This window comes from Nonomuraea turkmeniaca, from assembly GCF_005889735.1.
Taxonomy (GTDB): Bacteria; Actinomycetota; Actinomycetes; order Streptosporangiales; family Streptosporangiaceae; genus Nonomuraea; species Nonomuraea turkmeniaca.
Genome location: NZ_VCKY01000380.1, coordinates 1 through 6,501 on the forward strand (window position 1 = coordinate 1; position 6,501 = coordinate 6,501).

Genomic DNA, 6,501 nt, shown 5'->3' on the forward strand with positions numbered 1-6,501 from the left:
GGGCCGGGGGGTAGGTCGCGGGTCGCCACCAGGACTGTGGCGGGCGGGGACGGGCGGGTGGCGAAATAGGCGGAAATGACGGCTATGGCGGCTAGCGTCGCCGCCACGAGGCGGCGGCGACGGCCGTAGCGGCTCAGCCAGGATTGGATCACGGCAGGTCGAAGGGGAGCTTGAGGCCGTCCAGGGCCGCGCCGCAGGGGCAGGTGCGCTCCTCGGGCAGGGCTTCTACGGTCTCGGCCACCAAGGTGCGCATGCGGGTGACGTTTTGTGCGAAGAACTCGAGGACCTCGTCATGGGTCACGCCCTGGCCCGCCTCCACCCCGGCGTCGTGGTCGGTCACCAGGCAGAGCGAGGTGTAGCAGAGGGCCAGCTCGCGGGCCAGCACCGCCTCGGGGAAACCGGTCATCCCGACGATCGACCAGCCGTTGCCGGCGAACCATTGCGACTCTGCCCGGGTGGAGAAACGCGGGCCTTCGATGACCACCAGCGTGCCGCCGTCGACGGTCTGCCAGTTACCCGCGCCGGCCGTTCGTACGGCTACCGCTCGGCCCGACGGGCAGTACGGGTCCGCGAACGAGACGTGGACGGCGCCGTCGATGTCGTAATAGGTCTGGACGCGGCCTGAAGTGCGATCTACCAACTGGTCGGGGATGACCATGGTGCCCGGGCCGTAGTCGGCCTGCAGGGACCCTACGGCGCTCGGCGCGAGCACCTGGCCGACGCCGAGCGAGCGCAGAGCCCAGAGGTTGGCGCGGTAGGGGATGCGGTGCGGGGGGAAACGGTGATCGCGGCCGTGCCGGGGGATGAAGGCGACGGAACGCGAGCCGATGCGTCCGACTGTGACGACGTCGCTCGGTGGGCCGTAGGGGGTGGCGAGCTCGATCTCCTCGGCGTCGTCGAGGAGCGAGTAGAAGCCTGAGCCGCCGATGACGCCTATGTCTGCGCGAGTGACCATGGCGCTGAGAGTAGTCGGATCGGTGCGGGGGGCGGGCGGCCCGAATGCGGTTCTGTGGATAACGTGGCGTCCGCCTCGGTCATCCCGGCACGTGGGGTCCTCCGAGGCCACCGTCCCGGCACGTGGGGTCCTCCGAGGCCACCGTCCCGGCACGTGGGGTCCTCCGAGGCCACCGTCCCGGCACGTGGCGTCCGCTGCGGCTATCGCCACACGACGTCGTCGAGGAAGGCTTCGATGGCCGTCAGGATCCGGCCGAGCACGTCGGCGGAGTCGCGCAGCGGTCCCGGCACCAGCATGCCATGGTCGGCGCCGGCCACCTCGAACACGTGCGGCGTCAGCTCACGTGCGACCTCCCCGTCCCAGTACTCGTCCGCGGTGCCGCCGACGAGGAGGAACGGCTTCGTGGCGCGGCTCAGCGCCTCGGCGCACGCGGGCATCGTCAACAATGGCGTCAGCCAGACGGCCGGAAGGGCGCGAGCGGCGGCCACGCCGGCGCCGTACGAACCGAGTGATTTGCCGATGAGGAGAGGGGCGGGCAGCTTCTCCACGACCGATGTCACCTGATCATGGACCCAGGTCCAGCTCTCGAGGAGCGGGCGGTCGTCCGGCGGCGTCCACGAGATCAGCTCCAGCTTCGCGTCACGCCGGGCTGCGGCTGCGCCCGCATAGGCCAGCAGTCCGGCGAACGGGCCGTGCCTGCCGCCGGGGATGATGACAGCGTGCCGATCCAAATCGCCTCCAGGGCGAGACGCTCAGTTGGAGGCGGCGGCGGGTGCGGCGGCCGGGGTGGAGGAGCTGGAGGAGCTGGAGGAGTCCGAAGAGGAGGACTTGTTCTCGGAAGACTTCGACGACCCGTTGGAAGTGGATGAAGTCGAAGACGGAGAGGACGACGCGCGGTTGTCGGTTCGGTAGAAGCCGGAGCCCTTGAACACAATGCCCACCGCGGAGAACACCTTCCGCAGGTTGCCCTCGCAGCTCGGGCACACGGTCAGCGCGTCGTCGCTGAACTTCTGAACGACCTCGAGCTGGTCACCGCAGTCGTTACAGGCGTACTGGTAAGTCGGCACGCGGCCCTCCTTCAGATGCTGGCACTCCAGCGTTGCGACTGCTAATGGTAACCGATTAGCTCAAACGCCTATTCCAATCCTCGCTCCCCGAACCAACCGGCCAGCTTGCCGCTGCGGCTGACCGCACGCAGGCGGCGTTCGACCTGGTCGCGGCAGGCGGCGGTGGCGACGATGAGGAGCTGGTCGTCCACCCGGACCCGGGTGGTGCTGGTGGGCACGAACGATTTGCCGTCGCGCACGATCAGGGTCACCTGCGCGCCGGACGGGAATCGCAGCTCGAAGATCTCCACGCCGTGCAGGCGGGAGCCGGGCGGCACGCGTACCTGCAGCAGGTCGGCCTTGAGCTCCTCCAGCGGCGCCGACTCCACCGCGAGGTCGTGTGCCTCGCCAGGAGCGGCCACCCTGAGCAGACGCGCCACGAACGGCAGCGTCGGTCCCTGCAGCAGGGTGAACACGATGACGATCACGAAGACCTGGTTGAAGATCTCTTTCGAGCCATCGACGTCGGCCGCCCAGGGGATGGTCGCGAGCACGATCGGGATCGCGCCCCGGAGCCCGGCCCACGACAGGAACGCCTGCTCGCGCCAGCTCACCCAGCCCAGCCGCAGCGCCCACGACGAGAGGGAGCTCATGAGTACGGAGAGCGGGCGCGCCAGGAGCACCAGGACGGTGCCGGTGATCAGGCCGGGTACGACAGCCGACGGCATTTCCTTGGGGCTCGCCAGCAGACCCAGCATGACGAACAGCCCGATCTGCGCCAGCCACGCGGCGCCCTCCGCGAATCCCCTGGTCGCCGCCCGGTGCGGCAGCCGCGAATTGCCCAGGATCAGCGCCGACAGGTAGACGGCCAGGAAGCCGGAGCCGTGCAGCAGCACGGCGCCGCCGTACGAGACGAAGGTCAGCGCCAGGACGGCGATCGGGTAGAGGCCGGAGGCGGGGAGTGCGACGCGGCGCAGTGCGTACGCGCCGGCCGGGCCGACGGCGAGGCCCACCGCCGCGCCGATGATCAGCTCGACGGACGTCTCCGCGAGGAACGCTCCCAGCGTGGCCGACGAGTGCGAAGCCCCGCTGAGCAGCACGACGGCGATGACGGTCGGGGCGTCGTTGAAGCCTGACTCCGCCTCCAGAACGCCGGCCAGCCGCGGTGGCAGCGGCAAGCGCCGCAGCACGGAGAAGACCGCCGCCGCGTCAGTGGAGGCCAGCACCGCGCCGAGGATCAGCGCCGCGTTCTGGGGGAGGCCCAGCAGTCCCATTGCGGCCAGAGCCACCACGACGATGCTGACCGTCACGCCCACGGTGGCCAGGATCAGGGCCAGGGGGACGGAACGCCGCACATGGGACCAGTTGGTGGTGAGACCACCCTCGGCCAGGATCACGGCCAGCGCGGTGAGGCCGATCTGCTGCGCCACGTGCGGATTGTCGAAGAGGATCCCGAACCCGGATTCCCCCAGGGCCACCCCGAAGCCCAGGAACACGAGCAGACTGGGCAGGCCTATGCGATGTGCGGCCCGCACGGACGCGATGGCCGCGATGACAATCACGGCACCAAGAAGAAGCCAGACATCCAGCGTCATCTGGCCCCCTCTCGTACGTGCGTTCACATAAGACTAGTGAGTCCCACTGGTGTCATGGCATATCGGACTCGTTGATCATGCGGCTCCGTGGGGATGCCGTCGATCAGCTCGCCGTCGTGCAGCAGAGCCACCGTTGGAACGTTCGGACCGACTCTCGCCAGGGCTCGATCGTACGAGCCCCCGCCCCGGCCCAGGCGCACCCCCGTTCGCCGGTCGACCGCCAGCGCGGGCACGATCACCAGCGCGGCCGTGCGGATGGCGTCCACCCCGCGGCGTGTGTCGACCGGCTCCATGATCCCGAAGCGTCCCGGCGCGAGCGTGTCCGGACCGTCGTACACTGCCCAATCCAGGTCGTAGTCCTCGCGCAGCACGGGGAGGATCACCGTGGCGCCGTGTTTCCAGAGAGCGAACACGAGCCCGTGCGTTTCCGGCTCAACCCCCGTCGACCAGTAGCAGGCCACCAGACCGGCCATCTGGACCCACGGCTGCTCGAGCAGCGTTTCGCGGACTTTGATGGCGTTTGCCCGCAATTGCTCGGGGGAGAGTGAGCTACGCGCCGCGTTCAGCTCGCGGCGCAGGTTCAGCTTGTCCACAGGTCCCTCCACTAGGGTCTACTCATGGCTGACTTCGACCCTGTGACGAAAGCCGTCGTGCCCGCCGCGGGTCTGGGCACCCGGTTCCTCCCGGCGACCAAGGCGACACCCAAGGAGATGTTGCCCATCGTCGACAAGCCCGCGATCCAGTATGTCGTCGAGGAGGCCGCCTCGGCAGGGCTGCTCGACGTGCTCATGGTCACCGGCAAGAACAAGCGTTCCATCGAGGACCACTTCGACCGCGCCTTCGAGCTGGAGGAGGCCCTCGAGGCCAAGGGCGACGAGCACCGGCTGTCCCAGGTGCGCGAGCCGGCCTCGCTGGCGACGCTCCACTACGTGCGGCAGGGCGAGCCGAAGGGGCTCGGCCACGCGGTGTTGTGCGCCAAGCAGCACGTCGGCGACCATCCGTTCGCCTGCCTGCTCGGCGACGACCTGATCGATCAGCGCGACCCGCTGCTCAAACGCATGATTGAGGTACGCGACACCTTCGGCGGCAGCGTGATCGCGCTGATGGAGGTGCCCAAGGAGCAGGTCTCGCTGTACGGCGTCGCGACCATCGAGGCAAGCTCCGAGGACGACGTCGTGCGGGTCACCGATCTGGTGGAGAAGCCGCCGGTCGACGAGGCGCCGTCCAACTGGGCCATCATCGGGCGTTATGTGATCGACCCCGCGGTCTTCGAGGTGCTGGAGAACACCCCGCCGGGGCGCGGGGGCGAGATCCAGCTCACCGATGCGCTGCGCACGCTCGCCGGTCGCGGCTCCCACGAGGGCGGCCCGGTGCACGGAGTGTTGTTCAGGGGGCGGCGGTATGACACAGGGGACAAGCTTGATTATTTGCGGACCGTGGTGAAGTTCGCGGCGGATCGGGAGGATCTGGCTGGGGAGTTCGTGCCGTGGTTGCGGGAGTTCCTCGATGAAATCAGTTGATACGCACCTGGCCGAGATCCTGGCCACCGTGCGTCCTCTGGCGCCGCTGGAGCTTGAGCTGGAGCAGGCGCTGGGGGCGACGCTGGCCGAGGAGCTGTCGTCACCGGTACCGCTGCCGCCCTTCGACAACTCGGCCATGGACGGCTATGCCGTGCGTTCTGCGGATATTTCCGCAGTTCCGGTGACGTTGCCGGTGATCGATGACGTGGCGGCCGGGTCCGTCGAGCTGCGGGCAGTGGGGCCGGGGCACGCCGTACGCATCATGACCGGGGCACCCCTCCCGGCGGGCGCCGACGCCGTGGTGCCGGTGGAGTGGACCGACGGGGGGACGGTCTCCGTCACGATCGACCGTCCCGTACAGGAAGGCAACGCGATCCGCCGGGCCGGGGAGGACGTCCAGGCCGGCGAGGTCGTGCTCAAGCCGGGCACCGTGATCGGCGCGGCGCAGCTGGGGATCATCGCCGGGGTGGGACGGCGGCGCGTGTTGGCGCGGCCGCGGCCTCGGGTCGTCGTCATCTCCACGGGCGCCGAGCTGGTGGAGCCGGGTGGGCAGCTGGCTCCCGGGCAGATCTGGGATTCCAACAGCTTCACGTTGACGGCCGCGGTGCGGGAGACGGGGGCGGAGGGGTTCCGGGCCGGCTCCGTCGGGGACGACCCGGCCGTGCTGCTCGACCGGCTCGACACGCATCTGATGCGGGCCGACGCGATCATCACCAGCGGCGGGGTGTCGATGGGGGCGTACGAGCCGGTCAAGGAGGCTCTGTCGCCGCTGGGCACCGTACGTTTCGAGAAGGTCGCCATGCAGCCGGGGATGCCGCAGGGGTTCGGCGTCCTGGGAGAGGACCAGGTGCCGATCTTCGCCCTGCCCGGCAATCCGGTGTCGTCGTTCGTGTCCTTCATGCTGTTCGTACGTCCTGCGCTCGACAAAATGCGTGGGTTGCCCGGCGGCCTGCCGGAATCGCTGACCGCGTACGTCACCGGCCCGCTGCGCTCGCCCGCGGGGCGGCGGTCGTACCTGCGGGGCGTCCTTGCCTCCGACGGCACCGTGTCGCCCGTGCACGGGCAGGGCTCACACCAGCTGGCGGCCCTGGCCTCGGCGAACGCGCTGATCGTGGTGCCCGAGGACGTGACCGAGGTGCCCGGCGGCACCGAGGTGGAGGTGATCCGGCTGTGAGTGAACGACCCTGCGTGCTCAGAGGACCGGCGAAGGAGGGCCTGTGAGCGAGCTGACGCACATCGACGAGACGGGCGCCGCGCGCATGGTGGACGTGTCCGCCAAGAACGTGTCGGCACGAAGTGCCGTGGCCACCGGGCGGGTGCTGCTGTCGGCCGAGGTGGTCGCGCTGCTGCGGTCGGGGGAGGTGCCCAAGGGGGACGCGCTGGGG

The 6,501-nt window shown here is 69.6% G+C and carries 8 protein-coding genes; 3 read left to right on the top strand and 5 right to left on the bottom strand.

Annotated features, from left to right (window positions below; all coding sequences use genetic code 11):
- Nucleotides 1-148 precede the first annotated feature (148 nt).
- The 5 genes from ETD86_RS51600 to ETD86_RS51620 form a co-directional block, all read right to left on the bottom strand.
- Nucleotides 149-955, bottom strand: coding sequence for an S-methyl-5'-thioadenosine phosphorylase (locus tag ETD86_RS51600; RefSeq protein ID WP_138673933.1), 807 nt, complete (start codon nucleotides 953-955; stop codon nucleotides 149-151).
- 200 nt (nucleotides 956-1,155) lie between these two features.
- Nucleotides 1,156-1,686: an alpha/beta hydrolase gene (locus ETD86_RS51605; protein ID WP_138673934.1), complete on the bottom strand. Its 531-nt coding sequence runs from the start codon at nucleotides 1,684-1,686 to the stop codon at nucleotides 1,156-1,158.
- 21 nt (nucleotides 1,687-1,707) lie between these two features.
- A complete protein-coding gene (locus ETD86_RS51610) occupies nucleotides 1,708-2,022 on the bottom strand; it encodes an FmdB family zinc ribbon protein (RefSeq protein ID WP_138673935.1) in 315 nt (104 codons plus the stop codon).
- Nucleotides 2,023-2,090: 68 nt separating this feature from the next.
- The gene (locus ETD86_RS51615; RefSeq protein ID WP_138673936.1) at nucleotides 2,091-3,596 is read right to left on the bottom strand and encodes a potassium/proton antiporter; all 1,506 of its coding nucleotides are present in this window, start codon (nucleotides 3,594-3,596) and stop codon (nucleotides 2,091-2,093) included.
- A gap of 23 nt (nucleotides 3,597-3,619) precedes the next feature.
- Nucleotides 3,620-4,189 (bottom strand): 5-formyltetrahydrofolate cyclo-ligase, encoded by a 570-nt coding sequence (locus tag ETD86_RS51620; protein ID WP_170223760.1) that lies wholly within the window; start codon nucleotides 4,187-4,189, stop codon nucleotides 3,620-3,622.
- A 24-nt stretch (nucleotides 4,190-4,213) separates the two neighbouring features.
- On the opposite strand from ETD86_RS51620, the gene galU reads away from it, so the two are divergent.
- The 3 genes from galU to ETD86_RS51635 form a co-directional block, all read left to right on the top strand.
- Complete coding sequence (gene galU, locus ETD86_RS51625) at nucleotides 4,214-5,116, top strand: UTP--glucose-1-phosphate uridylyltransferase GalU (RefSeq protein WP_138673938.1); 903 nt, start codon at nucleotides 4,214-4,216, stop codon at nucleotides 5,114-5,116.
- On the top strand, nucleotides 5,103-6,290 hold the full coding sequence (gene glp, locus ETD86_RS51630; protein ID WP_138673939.1) for a molybdotransferase-like divisome protein Glp: 1,188 nt from the start codon (nucleotides 5,103-5,105) through the stop codon (nucleotides 6,288-6,290). Before galU ends, glp begins: the two co-directional genes overlap by 14 nt.
- Before the next feature lie 85 nt (nucleotides 6,291-6,375).
- Nucleotides 6,376-6,501, top strand: a 126-nt coding sequence (locus tag ETD86_RS51635) for a cyclic pyranopterin monophosphate synthase MoaC (protein WP_246149482.1), incomplete at its 3' end; no start/stop codon positions are given.

Bases quoted from the DNA above. Each gene is read 5' to 3' on its own strand.
- ETD86_RS51600 (WP_138673933.1), bottom strand. From the start codon at position 955: ATGGTCACTCGCGCAGACATAGGCGTCATCGGCGGCTCAGGCTTCTAC.
- ETD86_RS51615 (WP_138673936.1), bottom strand. From the start codon at position 3,596: ATGACGCTGGATGTCTGGCTTCTTCTTGGTGCCGTGATTGTCATCGCG.
- galU (WP_138673938.1), top strand. From the start codon at position 4,214: ATGGCTGACTTCGACCCTGTGACGAAAGCCGTCGTGCCCGCCGCGGGT.
- glp (WP_138673939.1), top strand. From the start codon at position 5,103: ATGAAATCAGTTGATACGCACCTGGCCGAGATCCTGGCCACCGTGCGT.